The 17596-nt window shown below is 44.8% G+C and carries 19 protein-coding genes and 1 riboswitch; of the genes, 4 read left to right on the top strand and 15 right to left on the bottom strand.

Going from position 1 to position 17596, the window contains the following annotated elements:
• Positions 1-80 precede the first annotated feature (80 nt).
• The 7 genes from liaH to WA279_RS12245 all read right to left on the bottom strand — a co-directional run bounded on the left by liaH (position 81) and on the right by WA279_RS12245 (position 6672).
• Positions 81-758 carry a stress responsive protein LiaH gene (gene liaH / locus WA279_RS12275; RefSeq protein ID WP_336155511.1) on the bottom strand — a complete coding sequence of 226 codons (678 nt, stop codon included), beginning with the start codon at positions 756-758 and terminating at the stop codon, positions 81-83.
• A gap of 26 nt (positions 759-784) precedes the next feature.
• Positions 785-1165, bottom strand: coding sequence for a cell envelope stress-induced membrane anchor protein LiaI (gene liaI / locus WA279_RS12270; protein WP_014480835.1), 381 nt, complete (start codon positions 1163-1165; stop codon positions 785-787).
• A 161-nt stretch (positions 1166-1326) separates the two neighbouring features.
• Positions 1327-2595 carry an MFS transporter gene (locus WA279_RS12265; protein WP_003228502.1) on the bottom strand — a complete coding sequence of 423 codons (1269 nt, stop codon included), beginning with the start codon at positions 2593-2595 and terminating at the stop codon, positions 1327-1329.
• Between the two features lie 176 nt (positions 2596-2771).
• Positions 2772-3353, bottom strand: a complete 582-nt coding sequence (locus tag WA279_RS12260) for a cob(I)yrinic acid a,c-diamide adenosyltransferase (protein ID WP_042974726.1) — start codon at positions 3351-3353, stop codon at positions 2772-2774.
• Between the two features lie 22 nt (positions 3354-3375).
• The gene (locus tag WA279_RS12255) at positions 3376-4704 is read right to left on the bottom strand and encodes an ABC transporter ATP-binding protein (RefSeq protein ID WP_336155551.1); all 1329 of its coding nucleotides are present in this window, start codon (positions 4702-4704) and stop codon (positions 3376-3378) included.
• A complete protein-coding gene (locus WA279_RS12250; RefSeq protein ID WP_032726839.1) occupies positions 4704-5765 on the bottom strand; it encodes a FecCD family ABC transporter permease in 1062 nt (353 codons plus the stop codon). The genes WA279_RS12255 and WA279_RS12250 overlap by 1 nt, the downstream gene beginning before the upstream one ends.
• Positions 5728-6672, bottom strand: coding sequence for an ABC transporter substrate-binding protein (locus WA279_RS12245; RefSeq protein ID WP_336155510.1), 945 nt, complete (start codon positions 6670-6672; stop codon positions 5728-5730). The genes WA279_RS12250 and WA279_RS12245 overlap by 38 nt, the downstream gene beginning before the upstream one ends.
• 105 nt (positions 6673-6777) lie before the next feature.
• Positions 6778-6916, bottom strand: a riboswitch (cobalamin riboswitch).
• A gap of 153 nt (positions 6917-7069) precedes the next feature.
• Here WA279_RS12245 and WA279_RS12240 point away from each other — a divergent pair.
• A complete protein-coding gene (locus WA279_RS12240; protein ID WP_015384617.1) occupies positions 7070-7861 on the top strand; it encodes an SDR family NAD(P)-dependent oxidoreductase in 792 nt (263 codons plus the stop codon).
• Between the two features lie 37 nt (positions 7862-7898).
• Here WA279_RS12240 and WA279_RS12235 read toward each other — a convergent pair whose 3' ends face one another.
• The 5 genes from WA279_RS12235 to sigO all read right to left on the bottom strand — a co-directional run bounded on the left by WA279_RS12235 (position 7899) and on the right by sigO (position 12226).
• Positions 7899-8777, bottom strand: coding sequence for an SMP-30/gluconolactonase/LRE family protein (locus WA279_RS12235; protein ID WP_088326934.1), 879 nt, complete (start codon positions 8775-8777; stop codon positions 7899-7901).
• 71 nt (positions 8778-8848) lie between these two features.
• A complete protein-coding gene (yvrG, locus tag WA279_RS12230) occupies positions 8849-10591 on the bottom strand; it encodes a two-component system sensor histidine kinase YvrG (protein WP_122894696.1) in 1743 nt (580 codons plus the stop codon).
• Positions 10588-11301 carry a two-component system response regulator YvrH gene (gene yvrH / locus WA279_RS12225; protein ID WP_003243545.1) on the bottom strand — a complete coding sequence of 238 codons (714 nt, stop codon included), beginning with the start codon at positions 11299-11301 and terminating at the stop codon, positions 10588-10590. Before yvrH ends, yvrG begins: the two co-directional genes overlap by 4 nt.
• A 151-nt stretch (positions 11302-11452) precedes the next feature.
• A complete protein-coding gene (gene rsoA, locus WA279_RS12220) occupies positions 11453-11692 on the bottom strand; it encodes a sigma-O factor regulator RsoA (RefSeq protein ID WP_123373822.1) in 240 nt (79 codons plus the stop codon).
• A 3-nt stretch (positions 11693-11695) separates the two neighbouring features.
• Positions 11696-12226 carry an RNA polymerase sigma factor SigO gene (sigO, locus tag WA279_RS12215; protein ID WP_014477957.1) on the bottom strand — a complete coding sequence of 177 codons (531 nt, stop codon included), beginning with the start codon at positions 12224-12226 and terminating at the stop codon, positions 11696-11698.
• A 201-nt stretch (positions 12227-12427) separates the two neighbouring features.
• Between sigO and WA279_RS12210 the strand changes: the two genes are divergently transcribed.
• From WA279_RS12210 to rsiO, 3 genes are all read left to right on the top strand, one after another.
• Entirely contained in the window at positions 12428-12580 is a 153-nt protein-coding gene (locus WA279_RS12210) for a YvrJ family protein (protein ID WP_003244090.1), read from the top strand.
• A gap of 120 nt (positions 12581-12700) precedes the next feature.
• Complete coding sequence (oxdC, locus tag WA279_RS12205) at positions 12701-13858, top strand: oxalate decarboxylase (RefSeq protein ID WP_336155508.1); 1158 nt, start codon at positions 12701-12703, stop codon at positions 13856-13858.
• Between the two features lie 56 nt (positions 13859-13914).
• Positions 13915-14325 (top strand): acid stress-sensitive anti sigma factor RsiO, encoded by a 411-nt coding sequence (gene rsiO / locus WA279_RS12200; protein WP_336155507.1) that lies wholly within the window; start codon positions 13915-13917, stop codon positions 14323-14325.
• Positions 14326-14359: 34 nt separating this feature from the next.
• Here the strand turns inward: rsiO and WA279_RS12195 are convergent, their stop codons facing one another.
• The 3 genes from WA279_RS12195 to WA279_RS12185 are packed head-to-tail and all read right to left on the bottom strand — an operon-like array spanning position 14360 to position 17448.
• Complete coding sequence (locus tag WA279_RS12195; RefSeq protein ID WP_251188124.1) at positions 14360-15589, bottom strand: ABC transporter permease; 1230 nt, start codon at positions 15587-15589, stop codon at positions 14360-14362.
• A complete protein-coding gene (locus tag WA279_RS12190) occupies positions 15582-16271 on the bottom strand; it encodes an ABC transporter ATP-binding protein (RefSeq protein ID WP_003228456.1) in 690 nt (229 codons plus the stop codon). Before WA279_RS12190 ends, WA279_RS12195 begins: the two co-directional genes overlap by 8 nt.
• Positions 16255-17448 carry an efflux RND transporter periplasmic adaptor subunit gene (locus WA279_RS12185; RefSeq protein ID WP_015251242.1) on the bottom strand — a complete coding sequence of 398 codons (1194 nt, stop codon included), beginning with the start codon at positions 17446-17448 and terminating at the stop codon, positions 16255-16257. Before WA279_RS12185 ends, WA279_RS12190 begins: the two co-directional genes overlap by 17 nt.
• Positions 17449-17596 lie beyond the last annotated feature (148 nt).

The following is a 17596-nucleotide window of genomic DNA, read 5'->3' as shown; positions in this document are numbered from 1 at the left end:
CATTCTATTATAAAGGAAAAGCTTGCGAATTGATACGTGCGGAAGGGAAGGACTTGACCGCAAATCCTTCCCCGTTCCGCTTATTCATTTGCCGCTTGTGTCTGGTCTGATTTTTGCAGTGAAAGTGTCCGCATTTTTTCAATCTCCGCTTCCACATCGTCTGCGAATTCTTTACCTGTAAGTTCTGTGCCGGCTTCCGCTGACTTTGAATAATTCGCGCGGATTTCCATTTCTTCAATACGATTTTCAATACGTAAAAATTCACGATACGCGCTTTCACTGTCAATTTTGTCAAATGTCGTATTCATATGCTCTTTAGCTTTCGCCGCATTTGCCCGCGCAATCAGCGCCTGTTTTTTATCCTTTACGTCCTGAAGCTTTGTTTCAAGTGCAGCCAGCTGCTCTTTCAGATCAGCCAGCTGACTGTTTGCCTGTTCATAGGAAGCTTTATGCTCAGCCGCCTTCCCTTCTAAATACTTCATTTCAGTCAGCGCCTTTTTCGCCAGTTCTTCTTCACCCGCGTCAAATGCGAGCTGTGCCTGATTTTTCCGTTTGCCAGCCACTTCAGCGGCTTCTTCATATTTTTTCTTAAATTGATAGGCAATCGTGTGCTGTTTCACAATTGTTTGCTTTGCTTTTGCGATGTCGCTTTCCATATCGCGTACATATTGATTCAGCATCACCTTTGGATTCTCCATTTTATCAAGTCCTTCATGAACTGACGCAACAAACATGTCTCTGATTCTTTTTAATACCATACCTAATTCCTCCTAATATATTGATATTATTTTTTCTTCAAAAATTCTTCCCATTCGTCATCAAAGTGAGATTGGTAGGCAGCAGAAGCCGGTTCAGGATCAAAAGATGATACACCGTTATCAGCTGATCCGTTTTTCATTAGCTTCCAGCCGTAATACACCATAGCGGCTGCCAATGCGATTCCGACGACAAACGGAAGTGAGCAGATGAGCATAATGGCTCCGATACCGCCCACGATGATTCCCGTGATGGTTTTTCCCGCGGCAAACCTTTTGACTCCTGCGTATGTCATTAAGCTCCCGATGGCGAGCGGGATGATAAAGCCGAAGCTTCCTCCTCCAAAAAAGACGGAGATCCCAAATACAATTAATAAGAATCCGCCTATTGTTTTCTTGTTTATCTTCATGCAGATCCTCCTTTCGTTTTCCTTGTCTTCATCTTATACAAGTTGGAAGATATGCAAAACGAATCAGAGATTGATTTTTATATAAGACCGGAGTCGTATCTCGCACCGGACCCATTGGCACAAAAAAACGCCATGCACGAGGCATGGCGTTTCAAAACCCTTTACAGATGAACACTTGCTTCCCTTTCTTTAATCAGGTCGGACCTTTCTGCTTTGGCCAGTTTTGTAAACAGCAAGATTCCGATACCCGCAATAATTTCGACAATCCCGCCGGCAGCAATCACTGTTCCTGAGCCGAAAGCATTAGCGGCATACCCGCAAATGACAGCTCCGGCAGGGATCGAAATATTGGAGATCATATGTATAACGGCGTAAACCTGCGGCTGATCCTCACTATCCACAGACGTCTGGATAATCGTGTACTCAGGAACATTAACAGCACTGACTGCGGCACCAAAGGTAAAAGCAGCGAAAAAGACGAGCGGCAAAAAGGTGTTCATCCCGGTAATAAAGAAAGCAAATCCTTCAATAATGCCGGCAGTGACGAATAACAAGCCGTATCTGTTTACTTTGACTTTCGCCAGCACAAACCCTAATAAAAACGCGCCCGCGGCGGTGGTGGCCTTTAAAAGCGAGTATACGATCGGCTGGCCATTTAAATCTTCTGCAACGTATACGGCAGAGAGCGCTTCCCATGGGGCAGCCGCGAAATTCATAAAGATACAGTAAATGGCGAGCGGATATAAAATCTGGTGTTTTCTGACGAGCCTAAAGCCGCGTTTCAGTCTTCCGATATATGTGCCTCTCTGTGTAACAACCGCAGACTCTGATTGAGATTCAACTGCAGTGTACTTAATAAAAAGAACGAGAAAACCTGACACCAGATAGAGCACAAGTGCGATAAGCATGGTATAAGAAGGGCTGATAAATGTAAGAAAAGCGCCGCATAATGTGACAGCCCCGAGCCTGACAATTTGAGCGGAGGACTGCAGCACAGCATTTGCTTTTTGAATGCCCTGTTCATTGACGATTTGAGGAATTAAAGCGATAGAGGCGGGATTGTAGGCAGCTCCAGTAGCTGAATGCACAATCATAAGCGTCATGACAAACCACAGCGGAGAGAAGCCCGCAAAATGACATAGAGGGATAATCAAAACAATCGCCGCCCTTGTCAGATCTGAAAAGTACATCCAAAATTTCAGCGTGGTCTGTTTCATAAAAGGCCCCGTCACAGGCGCCAGAACGGCTTCCGGCAAAAAAGTGACAGCAATCAATAAAGCAGTGCCGATCGCACCTTTGCCGTCATAAATTAAAAACCATAATATTGAATTAAATGCGAACATATCGCCGGATATCTTGACTATTCTTGAGAAAAACAGATAATTGAAATTTCTCTTCCAGATGCTATCACTTTCAATTAAATTCACCATCCATCAGAGCCCCCCCACTGCCTATTTTTTACATCTATTTATTACAATATCTCATTTTTCCATTTTTCAGTCAATAATTCATAAGGTTCATTTTTTGTCGTAAAATGGGAAATTGACAGAGTGAAAAACAAAAAAGCCAGCATGTATTTGAACACGCCGGCTTTCGTTTTCACTTTTTATGATTCACTGCTGTTTCGGTCCCGAAACACAATGGCACTTCTTTCATATTCTACATCGCCAATACCACTTCTTGCATTCACAACACGGGCGGCGGCAAAGAAATAATCGGACAGACGATTGAGATAACGCAGCACTGTTTCATGAATCTCCTCCGATTTCATCAGCGCCACCACTCTTCGTTCTGCCCTCCTTGTAATGGTGCGGGCGATATGGAGAAGTGAAGCACCCCTTGATCCGCCTGGTAGAATAAATTTCTTCAGTTCCGGTGCTTCTGCTGTATAGGCATCAATGCGCGTTTCTAAAAAAGAAACAGATTCTTCCGTTAGTTTATAGTCTTTTCTTTCTGTGACGATTGCCAGATCGCCTCCGCAGTCAAACAGCTCATGCTGGATGGTCAGCAGCTCGGCTGTCAGATCTTCAAAGCCGGGCTGCCCGGAAAGCTCTGCCAAAGCAAGCCCGATAAAGCTGTTAAGCTCGTCAATCGTGCCGTAGCTTTCGACGCGTAGGCTGTCCTTGTCCGTTCTGCCCCCGACTAAGCCCGTTTGTCCCTTATCGCCTGTTTTTGTATATAGTTTCATACCCTGAATCTCCTTTACAGACTTATTCAAACAACTCAGCAGCCTCTTTTACACATTCAGCTGTCCCTTTCTTTATCAATTGATTCAGCCGCTGTTCTATGTTTTCGGATTGCTGAGTTTGAGTCGAGGCGATGAGAATATCACCTGTGCCTCCTCCGTCTCCCAGCACTTTCGTCCGTTCTGCTTCGGCAGCCATAAGAGCTTTGATGAAGAATTGATCTGCCGCATAGCCGTTTATCAAAATCCAAATCGAAAAGCCGGTCTGAACGCATACGAAAACGGATAACTCTCTGTCTTCATACGTTCGATACACGAAACGGTCAAGTCTTTCTGAAGAAGCCATCGCACACGTCTCCTGCAGTTGAAAACCGCTTTCTGAAAGACAGGCCGTAAGTCCTTCTATCGGATCTGGCTGATCTGGCAGCCGTTTATGGATCAGCGTCCTGCTCCACGAAAACCCAGCACCGATAGGCGTCGAGGACAATGTTCGAAGCGGGATTTCCGTTTGCAGAAGAATGTCATCACGCCCCGCTTGGAGCAATGCTTCAAATGGAATAGACTGCCGCTTCACGCTATCCTTTTCAGGCTGAATCACAATCATCGGTTTAGGTGAGCTTTGATGTACCAAGGCGGTGACATCTGTATCGTACACCGCCTTTATGCTTTGTTCTGTGACAGCATATTCCGGTTTTTTCTTAGGACCAGCGGTACCGTTTTTCATAAACATGAGCCCATCACAGTACAGGCTTGCGGTGTTCAGATCATGAAAAACGCTGACAGCTGCCAATCCGCTTTCTCTCGTCAGGCGTTTGATCAGATCAAGCAGGTCTTTTTGATAAGCCAGATCGAGAAAATTAGTCGGCTCGTCCAAAAATAAAATACGCGGCTGCTGCGCCAAAGCTTGTGCCAAATACACCCGCTGCTGTTCCCCTCCGCTTAGTTCGCGAATCGGCGTTTGCGCAAAATCGGCCACTCCTGTTTGCTCCATTGCATCCTGTACAATGGCTTCATCCTTTTCAGTCTGCTGTCTGAACAGCCCCGTTTGGAATGGATATCTGCCAAAGGCTACAGTTTCTTCGACGGTAAAGGTGAAGGCTTGATCCGTTTTTTGCGGCAGGACGGCCATGATTTGCGCCAGTTCCTTCGGTTTATAGTCCGCCAGCAGTTTTCCGGCCAGATAAACGCTGCCTTCCTTGGCCGGCAGCGTACCTGTCAGCAAGTGCAAAAGCGTGGTTTTTCCGCTTCCATTAGGGCCAAGAATTCCGAGAAATTCTCCCTTCTCCACTGTTAAGCTGATATTGTTAATTAGGCGGCTGTCGCCGTATCCTCCCGACAGCCCTTCTGCCTTCATCATAAGCTTCTCCCCCCGCGGTGCTGCCGAATTAAAATAAGAGCGAACACAGGCGCTCCCGCCAAGGACGTAATGATCCCGATCGGCAGTTCAATCGGCTCAATGATGGTTCTGGAAAGCAGGTCGGCTAAAACGAGAAATCCTGCCCCGAGCAAGGCGGACAGCGGCAGTAAATGCCGATGGTCCGTTCCCCACAAAAGCCTTGTGATATGCGGAATCACAAGGCCGACAAAGCCAATCGTACCCGATACTGCCACAGCGCTTCCCGTCAAAAGAGATCCGGCTATTAGAATCATCATCTTCCTCTGCTGAACGCTGACTCCAAGAAGCTTTGCTTTATCTTCTCCATATGTCATCACGTTCAATTCCCTTCCGTTTATAATCAATAAAATGGTTCCCAAAAGAAAAAACGGGAGAAACAAAATAACATAGCTCCAGCCCCTCATTGAGACGCTGCCAAGCAGCCAATGCACAATCGGAAGCAGGTTGTCTCCTGTCAAGGCGATGATAAGAGAAATAAATGCGCCCAAAAAAGAGTTGGTGATGACACCGGTCAAAATGAGGGTGGAAACAGACATCGAAGCATGAACGAGGCGGCTGAAGAAAAGGACCGCCGCCATCGTGGCAAGTGCCGCGGCTACACTCACAACCGGGAGTGTAAACCCTCCGATGACAGGAAGGTGCAGACCTAAGAACAGAGTCACAACAGCTCCGACTGAAGCACCGGATGACACACCTAGCGTATAGGGATCAGCAAGTGGATTTTTCAACAATCCTTGAAAAGCGGCCCCTGCAATAGAAAGAGCCGCCCCCACAAGGGCGGCCAGCACAACTCTCGGCAGTCTGATATTCATCATAATATTAGTGTACATCGGATCATCAGAACCAATAGAGCCGCCGAAACCTTGATGCCAAAAGACACGAAAAACAGCGGGAATAGGAATATGCAGGCTGCCGCAAGAAATTCCTAAGATGATGCTCACGGCTAAAAATGAGAAACCAATGATATATGCGGCATAACGATTATTCCTTAAACGTATCCGGGTAAATGCTTTCCGCAAGTTCTTCGACCCCTTCGATCAGACGGGGACCGGAACGTATCACAAGATCAGGGTCCACATCATATACACGATGATGTTTCACAGCATTGATTTCGCTCCAGCCATCGCGTTTTTCCACAGCTTTCGCTTTCACACCGTCCGTTGTAACAATTGCATCAGGATTGAGTTTTACGATCGCCTCGTCTGTCATTTGCACCCATCCTGTCTGATCCGCAGCTGCGTTTTTAGCATGGATGACATTCAGCATTTCATTCATAAACGTATCTTTTCCGGTTGTATAAATGTCAGGATCAGGAGAAACCTCGATAAATACGCTTTTCTCCTCGTCTTTTGAAATGGTTTTCGCTTTTTCTTGAATATCCTTTAGATCTGATTTCATGCTTTTCACGAGCTGATCAGCTTTTTTCTCCGCCCCGCCAGCTTCTCCGATCATTTCAATTGATTTGTACACCTCGGAGAATGATTGTGCATCATTGACAGTCAGCACTGTAATGCCCGCGTCCTTCAGCTGTTTGATGGCATCCGCTGATGCTGACATGGAAGACTCATGGGCCAGAACGAGATCTGGTTTTAGAGAAATGACTTTTTCAACATTTACATTCATATCTCCGACTTTCTCAACCTTTTTGACTTCCTTTGGATAGGTATCGTTTGTGGTGACACCGACCACTTTGTCACCAAGGCCGAGTGCGTATGTAATTTCTGTGTTGCTCGGCATTAATGAAACAATCTTTTTTGGCTCTTTTTTGATGGTTACATCTTGGTTTGACGCATCATCAATGGTGACAGGAAACGCTTCTGTTTTTTGTTTTGCCTTTGAATCCTTCTGATCCGCAGGATTGCCGCAGCCTGCCAGCATAACAGCAGCCAACAGGAGCGCAGTCCATATCCCGGCTCGTTTTTTCATAATCTTTTCCTCCTAAACGAACTAAAAAAGCATCTCTACGACGGTAAAGATGCTGTAAACAACACAAAAAAGCCTATTGTTTACACATCATCTGTCCTCGCAGAATTCGTGCTGACCAAACAGGCAGGTATCCTGGCTCTTGGCGCTTGGCCAATTACAGTGGCGGGACCGCACCGGCTTTTACCGGTTTCCCTTTTAAGCCGGCTGTTGTTCACGGACCGGCACCTATTTGACATTCGTATCCTTTTTTCGGAGTAATTATACTATATGACTGACAGGCTTGTATATGCGTCCTGAATGACTTTTCCCCGTATTATGCATGGGAGCAAAATCCTCGTAAATACTAAATTTGATCTTGTATACTTAATACCATCATCTATCAAAAGGAATGATTCTTATGGATTTACAGCTAAAAGACAAACTCGTCTTAATCACCGGCTCGACGTCCGGTATCGGGAAAGCCGCCGCAAAAAGCTTTCTGCAAGAGGGTGCGGCAGTCATTGTCAACGGACGCAAACAGGAGACTGTTGATCGCACGATTGAAGAGCTTTCTGGATATGGAACGGTGCACGGTGCTGCTGCCGATTTGTCAAAAACAGATGAAGCAGCGGCTTTTATTGAAAAAGTAAATGAAATCGGTGATATTGATATCCTTGTCAACAACCTTGGTTTCTTCGAGGTAAAAGACTTTGCCGATGTGACAGATGAAGAGTGGAATCAATATTTCGAAGTGAACGTGATGAGCGCCGTTCGGACAAGCCGTCACTTCCTTCCAAAAATGCTTGCCAAAAACAGCGGCCGCATTTTAAATATTGCAAGTGAAGCAGGCGTCAAACCGCTGCCAACGATGATTCCATACTCAATGACAAAAACGGCACTGATCAGCCTTTCAAGAGGAATGGCTGAAATGACAAAAGGCACAAATGTGACGGTCAACTCAGTGCTCCCGGGACCTACTTGGACAGAGGGCGTGGCATCCTATATGGAAGGTGCCGCACAAGCAGCCGGCCAGGATACAGACACATTTATCAAAGACTATTTCAAGGTCAATGAGCCAACCTCACTTATTCAGCGATACGCGACAGCAGAAGAAGTCGCTAACACAATCGTATTCCTCGCGTCTGACGCCGCATCCGCCATTAACGGCACTGCACAGCGTGTGGAAGGCGGCATTATCCGTTCTCTGTAGTATAAAAAAACGCATCCGTGTTTCGGATGCGTGTTTTTTATACGTCTCCAGCAAATGGTACCGGCTGATATCCGCCTGTTTCCAGTTGTGCTGAAAACAACCCTCCAGCGTGAGGCTGCTCGTATCTCTCTTTTTCTGTCATTTGTTCTGTTGCCGTTGTAATGTAAAGGGTTTTTAAGTCTCTGCCGCCGAACGCGCAGCACGTGACATATTTAGCCGGCACGCTGATTGAATTGATTTCTTTTTTCTGAAACGGGTCAATGTGAACAACGCGGCTGCCGCCAAACAGCGCCACCCACAGCATGCCATTTTGGTCAATTGTCATGCCGTCCGGTAATCCGTCTGACTGATCAAAACGATAGACAGGTTCTGGATTCGAAACATCTCCGCTTTGAGGATCATAGCTGTAACGCACAATCTCCTGCGTCGGCGTGTCGATGTAATACATCAAATTCCGCTCGCGGTCCCAATCCAAACCGTTTGAGGTGGAGACTTGATCCTTGATTTTGACAAGACTGCCGTCTAGATTCAAACGGTACAGCGACGCCTGTTTTTGCTCGCCTTCCATGCTCGTCGTCCCCGCCCAAAGCCTTCCGTACGGGTCACATTTAGCATCATTAAATCTCAGGCTCTCATGCATGTCCTTCGGCTGTTTAATTTTTTCCAAGCTGTCATCCCGAAGATGATACAGGTAAAACCCGTCCTTCATCGTCATAATCAGTTCATCCTTTGAATATTTCGCAAGCGCCGTCACAAAGGATTTGAATTTGATCGATCGGTTGATTTTTTCTTCAGGGTTAAAGATGTGAAGCTCGCTTCCCAGGATATCAACCCAATATAAGCGGCCGTTTTCTTCATCCCATAACGGGCCTTCTCCAATCACTGCCCGAGTGTCTGCTTCCAATACTGCATCCATGTGTTACACCTCTTTAGCTTCAGTCTATATATTGTTATTCCCGGCAAAGAGGTGTCCAAACCACTTGATGTTTAATGTTTTTTAAAAAGGATGGTAATGACCGTTCCAATGTTCATTCTGCTGTTCACATGTATCGTTCCGTTATGCAGATGGACAAGCTCCTTGGCAATCGCGAGCCCGAGACCCGTTCCGGCAGTTGAATCTTTTGTGTTCGTCCCTCTGTAGTAACGGTTAAACAAATGGGTAATCGTTTCTTCATCCATTCCTTTCCCATTGTCCTTCACCTTTAAAGATATATGATTTTTTGTTTGCTCCAGAATGACTTGAATCTCTGTTCCTTTGTCGTTGTGCTTCACGGCATTCCCAAGGAGGTTTTCTAATATGCGCCTGAACCACGCTTCATCAAGGGCAAATTCAATATGCTCTTCTTTGGATACAAACGAGATATCATAGCCTTCAGAAAACGGATTTTTCTTAAAATCCTCAATGACATTTTTAAAAAACGGGATAAGGCTAGTGAGATTTCTCTCAATAGGAAGAGCATCATTTTTCAGCCGATACGTTAAATTTAAGTCTTCAATCAGCTTGGACATGTATTCAGATTTTTCTCTGACAACCTGCCCCATTTCTTTCACTTCTTCCGGCGACCAGTCATACTGCTTCGACTCGAGCATCATGCTGTAGCCGTAAATGCTGCTGAGCGGTGTTTTTAAGTCATGTGACAAACCGGCAATCCATTCTTCCCTTGTCGCCTGGATTTTTTCTCTGTTTCTTTTATCCCTTCTCAGCGTTTCAGTCAGCTGATCCATTGATTCAAATATCTCACCGAAGAAGCGGTACGGCTGTTTGATTTTTCCCTTTTTATTTTTGCTGACAGGACGGCCTTCCCGATTTCTAGGTTCCTCAAGCTTCCCTTTTGACAGATTGACCAGCCATCTAATCGTGTGAAAAATCGGCAGCCCGAATCGGAACATATACCAAACGGTCATCCAAATGATATACATGAACAAAACGGCCATCACGAGAAACATCGCTTTTAATACAACCTTCAGGAATGATTTGTTAAACTCCTGATCGGTTACATAGACTGGGTTCGGCACCGTAGCGACCATCCATCTGTCTTTATTGAGGATCTTAACGGAAATTTCCCGCTTATAGTTCCAAGGCTTAGAGCTGTATTTAAGCAGCTCCAGCTGGTTCATCGTTTTTCTTTCGCTTTTTGTGCTGTTGATGCTGTCGAGAATCTTTCCATTGCTGTCTAACAGGTAAATGGCGCCTTTTTTCCGTTTAATATAGTCGATGGTACTGGACTTATAGTGCGCTAGTGAGTCTATCTTTTGTTCGCGCTTTTCAACGGAAGTCAAGAGCTGTTCACTTTTTGATTTCCAGCCGGACAATAGAAGATACGACTTATCTTCAATATTGATGGCCCAATAATTCAGTTTATAGTTATGAAGCTTTTTGGTTTTATAAATAGACAAAAGCTCTTTCTTGGTATAGGTGCCCGGCACGTCTTTTGGCACGCCGTAGGAATAATCAGTGTTTCCTTCCGAATCAATGATTTGCATCCAGCCGTGCTGTTTATCAACAGATTTCTTAAGGAAATTATCCACTTCCCATGTCCCGTCTTCGTTTACATCGAGATATGCCTCAAGTGTGTCGGTCGTTGCCTTCGTCAGCCCTGAATTGGATTCCGCATCGCTAAAACGGGCGTCTAAATAGAAAAACGACGCAACAAGCATAACCGTAAGCAGCAGGATCACAATCAGCATCTGGCCGAAAAAGTGAAACAAAAACTTCCATCTTAACCTCATGACCGCTTGCCTTCAGGATTTGGGATAAAACGATAGCCGAGACCTCGAACGGTTACAATATACTCCGGATTGCTCGGATCGCGCTCAATCTTCTCCCTAAGCTTGCGAATATGAACCATGACGGTGTTGTTGTCACCGTAGGAAGGATAGCCCCATACTTTTTCATATATTTGATCTTTGGAAAGCACCACGTTAGGGTGTTCACAAAAATACTGCAAAAGCTGCAGAAGCTGGGCTGAACAGGCAACGGCTTCCCCGCCTACGATCAACTCGGCATTTTGCGGAGAAAAAGTAAAGTAATCATATGTGTAGGTTTGATTTGAACTCGTTTCTTTCGATTGATATGTACGCTTGAGATGTGCTCTGATCCGCGCCGCTAATTCCAGCGGATTAAATGGTTTTGTGATATAGTCATCAGCTCCAACCGCAAAGCCCGATAATTTGTCCGCGTCGGATGATCTTGCCGTCAGGAAAAAAATCGGAGCGTCTGAATACTCTCTGATCAATGTGCAGGCTTCAAAACCGGACATTCCGCCCATCATGACATCCAGCACAATCAAGTCAACTTTATTGGCCTTCACAACGGGAATTGCTTCTTCTGCGCTTGCCGCATCCAGTATATTTCGATAACCTTCTTTTTCGAGAACGCGTTTGATCATGTCCACAATCGCTTTCTCATCGTCTACGATTAAAATTGACGCATTTTCCACTTTTATGTTCCTTTCTGTCACTGTTTTTTTCATCTTATCATTATATCGTTTATTTATGGTACATTTTTGAATACATTGGAGCTTGGCAAATCAAAACAGCAAAAAAGGAGCAAACAAGCGCTCCCTTTTGATGTTTTTTCATATGAAAGTATTATGAGTTCTCATCTACCATGTACAAAATAAACTCCCAAAATCCCGGGACATCCTGACACAAAAGCATATCAGCCTTTTCAAACATTTTGATCTTCAGCTCTTGCTCTAAATCTTCTCTTTCTTGATAGGACGTATTGCTGAGTTTTTTTCTGATCATCGGTGAAAAGCATGCAATCAGGTGCTCAATGTCATAAGTCTCGTCTTTTTGTCTCTTTTTTTGTTCAAACTGGCCGTTCACAGCTTACTTTTCCCCCTTTTTTTGCGCCGCTAGCTGCTTTCTGATATTCTCCAGCCCCTTTTTATGAATGTTGGAGATGTTTTGTCGGGACTCCCCTAATGAATCTGCAATCTCCTGCATCGTGGCACCGTGAAGATACACTTTTGTCAGCACACTTTTTTGTTTGTCAGTCAGCTTCTGAATCGCTTGGTAGAGCTGATAATCCTGAACATGCTGGCTCAAATCATCCTGCCTGTCTAAAAATTCTTCAAATGCATCGCTTCCTGTTTCGGAAGGAAGCCGATCTCCTGCCTCCGGATGATCAACCGTCAGCGGATACCGTTTTTGATTTTTGCGAACCCGCTTATCAAAATCAATAGAAAAGATACGAATCATTGAATTCATATACTTGACGATGCGGATTTCTTTATAAAACTGCTTAAATAGCTCGTCCAATGATTTTGCATCTTTTTCGTTAGGGCTTTCCATTACGTTTTTGAACAAACGGTAATGCTGAGGATTGCTCAAAAAATGCTTCACGATGGGATGCTTCATTATCTCCTTACATTTTGACCGTAAAAGACTTTGATAGTCCATCAAACCGCCTCCCTACTAAATTAAATGAAGGAAAGCAAAAAAAAGTAAACTACTACTTTCCGACTAGTGTCTTCCAAAATACTTTGCAGCAGTTTACGTTTTATCGGATTTCCTTCACTTACATACATGACTGCAGAAAAAGAAGGGAGGTATTTTCCTATGGATCAGGTTTTTATAGAGGAAGTCGTAAAACAGATCGGCAATTTGGGGTTTCCCGCTCTGATTGCAATGTATCTGCTGACCCGATTCGAAAAGAAGTTTGATCAACTAATAGAACTAATGACAGAACTGAAAGATCATGCAAAAAAATAATTTTTCAATCGAAGTTGACTTTTCACTGGTTTTTTTCACTTAACAAAACAGAAGGGAAAACGAAAGGCCTTTCACCTTCTCTTTCTGCTATCACATTTACATTTAAGGAGGAAACATTTCATGAAAAAACTAAATGACATTCCGCAGCCTATTAGAGGAGACAAAGGAGCAACGGTAAAAATCCCGCGCAATATTGAAAGAGACCGGCAAAACCCTGATATGCTCGTTCCGCCTGAAACCGATCATGGCACCGTCAGCAATATGAAGTTTTCGTTCTCTGATACTCATAACCGATTAGAAAAAGGCGGATATGCCCGTGAAGTGACAGTACGTGAATTGCCGATTTCAGAAAACCTTGCATCCGTAAATATGCGGCTGAAGCCAGGCGCGATTCGCGAGCTTCACTGGCATAAAGAAGCTGAATGGGCTTATATGATTTACGGAAGTGCAAGGGTCACAATTGTAGATGAAAAAGGGCGCAGCTTTATTGACGATGTAGGTGAAGGAGACCTTTGGTACTTCCCCTCAGGCCTTCCGCACTCCATCCAAGCGCTGGATGAGGGAGCTGAGTTCCTGCTCGTGTTTGACGATGGATCATTCTCTGAAAACAGCACGTTCCAGCTGACAGATTGGCTTGCCCACACTCCAAAAGAAGTCATTGCTGCGAACTTCGGCGTGACAAAAGAAGAGATTGCCAATTTACCTGGCAAAGAAAAATATATATTTGAAAACCAACTTCCTGGCAGCTTAAAAGATGATATTGTGGAAGGGCCGAATGGCGAAGTGCCTTATCCATTTACTTACCGCCTTCTTGAACAAGAGCCGATCGAATCTGAGGGAGGAAAAGTATACATTGCAGATTCGACAAACTTCAAAGTGTCTAAAACCATCGCATCAGCGCTCGTAACAGTAGAACCCGGCGCCATGAGAGAACTGCACTGGCATCCGAATACCCACGAATGGCAATACTACATCTCCGGTAAAGCTAGAATGACCGTTTTTGCATCTGACGGCCATGCCAGAACATTTAATTACCAAGCCGGGGATGTAGGGTATGTACCATTTGCAATGGGTCATTACGTTGAAAATATCGGGGATGAACCGCTTGTCTTTTTAGAAATCTTCAAAGACGACCATTATGCTGATGTATCTTTAAACCAATGGCTTGCCATGCTTCCTGAAACATTTGTTCAAGCGCACCTTGACTTGGGCAAAGATTTTACTGATGTGCTTTCAAAAGAAAAGCACCCAGTAGTGAAAAAGAAATGCAGTAAATAAAATGCGGCTTGCAGAGAGCACTCGTTCTCTGCAAGCCTTCATAAGGAGCTGAACCAGTGAAACATCAAAACCCTTCAAAACGCTTATTGCGGCTCTCCATAAAGTATTTGCTAGCCGCAGCAGCAGTGGTGTTGACCTATTTTGCTGTCATCTATATATTGTTTTCTTTAGCGGGAACGAGCTACCGCTCAGCAGCTCATGTCCTGCTTTTTGCCGTGGTATTCCTTGTTCTAGGATTATTCTTTGAACCATTTGAAAGGCTGATGATACATAGCTTTACATTTTTCAAGACAGGAAAACGTCTATTCATTCTCCTTGCCGGCATCGTACAGCTGCTGTTTTTGTGGATGACTGCTCATACAACAGACCAATTGATCAGCGACATCTGGCTGTCCACCACAGAAGAAATGATCGTCGCAGCCGTTTTTTTGATTTTAGACAAATGCAACTCGGCTCTTCCCAGCTAAAAAAAAGAACGCATTCCAATTGGATGCGTTCTTTTTATTCATAGCGAAGCGCGTCTACAGGCTGAAGCTTCGAAGCCTTGATAGACGGAAGCAAGCCGAAGATAATGCCGACTGCCATTGAAAAGATGAGTGCTCCGACAACAGCTGGAATGGAGACGATAAAAGGCATTGGAAAAATGACCGTCAGCAGCTTGGCGATGCCGAAGCCCGCCAGCACACCGAGTATTCCGCCAATGCTTGTCAGCACAACAGCCTCGGTTAAAAATTGAAATAAAATCACACGCCGCTTAGCACCGAGCGCTTTCTTAATTCCGATTTCCCTCGTGCGCTCCGTTACGGAAACGAGCATAATGTTCATGACGCCGATACCGCCCACCAAAAGTGAAATACTGGCGATTCCGCCAAGCAGCAATGCAAATGACTGATTAAAGGACTCCACTTCCTGCGCGATCTCCTGAAGATCCATTACACTGTACTCTGCTTTTTCCAGCTCAGCTTCTGACAGTCCCTGATTTAAAAGATCTGCAGCCATTACACCCGCTTCTTGGATATGCTCAGAAGAATCAGCCTGCACGGCAATCTGCGTTGGCGCGTCAAACCCTTCAATAAGCGGCCACACTTTTTTCGGCACGTACAAAACCGGGTTTGCGTAGTCGCCTTCAAACATGCTTTCCTGTTGATTTTTTTCTTTAAAAACACCGACGACCTTAAACGGCACACCATTCATCTCAATGTTTTTATGCAGAGCTTCTCCGTCCGGAAACAGTTCATCTCTGACAGCTTCATTGATCATCACCACTTGGTGTGTGCTGTTTAAATCATTTTCCGTCAGCTTTCTCCCTTCGGTTATTCGGATTGGAAACATGTCGAAGTAATCATCGTCCACTCCATACACTTGGGGATACGAAACGTTTGTTAAATGAAAAACGCTCGCGCCTTCTGACAAGTAATATAAGGATAACCCTTTGACCATCGGATCTGATTTGATCGCCTTTACTGTTTCTTCCGTTACAGGCGGCGCGGACGCATACGACACCTGAGGGCCGCCGCTCTCCTCTTCTCCGCCAGACGGCTGGTAGACAACATTGATGGCGTTGTTTCCCATGCCGATCATACTTTGCTTTAATTGCTCACTTTGGCCCTTCAGCATTGAAACAATCGCGATGATTGCCGCTATGCCGATAATCACGCCGAGCATTGTCAGAATGGATCTTAATTTATGAGAGAAAATGGATTGAAAGGAGATTCGAATATGTTCAAGCATGGCTGATATCCCCTCTCTCATCTAATACCAGCTCTCCGTCTCTGATAAAAACGGTTCTGTCAGCTTTTTTGGCGACGTCCGGGTCGTGGGTTATCATAATAATGGTCTTGCCTTCCCGATGCAGTTCAGAAAACAGTGACAAAATTTGTTCACTTGATTTGGTATCAAGCGCCCCGGTCGGTTCATCAGCTAAAATAAACCTCGGCTGATTGACAAGGGCCCTCGCTATCGCCACCCGCTGCTTTTGGCCGCCGGACAGCTTAGGCGGTTTGTAGGAGACCCTGTCTTTTAATCCGACCTTTTCCAGCGCTTCATATGCCCGTTGCCTTCTCTCTTTTTTCTTCACTTTATTGTAGATCATCGGCAGCTCGACATTTTGCAGCGCGGTGAGACGCGGCAGCAAATGAAAAGTTTGAAACACAAACCCGATTGATTCATTGCGAATTTCGGCTAAAGCCCCGTCTTTCCCTTTCAATATATCGATCTGGTCAAGCATATAGGTTCCTGAGGTTGGCCTGTCCAAACAGCCGATAATATTCATTAACGTTGACTTTCCAGAACCTGAAGGCCCCATAATAGCTAAAAACTCCCCCGCCTGAACAGTCAGATTGATATGTTTCAAGATTGGAACTTCTTCTTTTCCCAGCTTGTACGACTTCGAAATATTATTCAGTGTCAGCATTGACTGTAACCTGCTTTCCTTCCTTGACCGCGGGATCAGGATAGATCACATAATCTTCCGGCGTCAGGCCGCTCTTAATTTCCACCATGTCATTTTCATCAGTCTCTCCGATTTCAACAGGCTGCTTAACCGCTTTCTGATTCTCATCAGCTTTCCATACGTACGGTTCGCCGTCATCCTGAATGACCATGTCGGACGGCAGCTTGATCGTATCCGCATCAGCATTATCACTCATCACTTCGATGTTGACATGATAGCCGACTTCAAGACCTTTATGGCTGTCTAATAAAATGGTGAAAGGATAGTTAGAGGACTGGGGATTCATTTCTTCATCAGCAAAGCTTTCTGATTCTTCACCCTCGCCTGCTCCCGCTGGAAGCTTGCCGATCGAGGTGACCTTTCCTTTCCACTCGCCCTCACCGCCTGTTTTCAGCGTGACCCTGACTTTGCTGCCTTTTTTGATCGTGTCCATTAACAGCTCATTGATTTGGCTTTTGACCAGATATTTGCCCGTCGAAACAATCTGGATATACGGGCCTGCTGCCTGGTCACCTGTTGCACCGTCAGCGATATCCTGATTGACGCTTTGAACGATTCCGTCATGCTTGCTTGTAATGACATTGGAACCTTTGTTTTTCGTCAGGCCAGCCAGTTCTTTTTGATGCTGCTTCAGTTCAAGCTGGCTTGTTTTCAAATCGAAATTGGCTTGGTCAAGTTCATCTTGAAGCTGGGTTTTCTCTTCTTTTCCTGCAACTTTCAGCTTCTTTTCCGTTTCCGTTATTGATTTTTGCAAACGGTTGATTTGCAGATTTGTCATTTCAATTTGCAAATTGGCTTGCTCCACTTCATCAGAATGATCCTCGCCCTCATACTCAAAAAGCTTATCGCCCTTTTTAACCTGATCGCCTTCTTTGACGTATGTTTTTTTAATGCTGCCTTTTTCTGAATCTATGTATACTTTCTGCTGTTTCTCAGGTTCAACCTTTCCAGAAAACGTTTGGCCTGATTCTGAATCTCCTCCCATGTATACCGCGACCGATTCAGCATAGGGCTCCGATGATACGGCAACTTGGTTCATGTGGGTAAAAAAGTAAAAACCGCCAGCGCCGATCCCAGCCAATACAAGCACACCGGCACATATCGCACCGCCAATAAGCCATTTTTTCTTCTTGGACACAACGATCTCCTCTTTCTGTAAACTATGTAATATTTTCGAAACATTCTAACCAATATTATCTATTAATTCAAAAAGACTTGCAATCCTTTTATTGAAATGACGGAATCAAATAGAAAAATTGTATTTTCAAAGCCGAATAAAAAAAATC

The sequence above is a fragment of the Bacillus sp. 204(2023) genome (assembly GCF_037027505.1).
Classification (GTDB): domain Bacteria; phylum Bacillota; class Bacilli; order Bacillales; family Bacillaceae; genus Bacillus; species Bacillus subtilis.
This window is presented reverse-complemented; position numbering and strand designations above follow the sequence as displayed.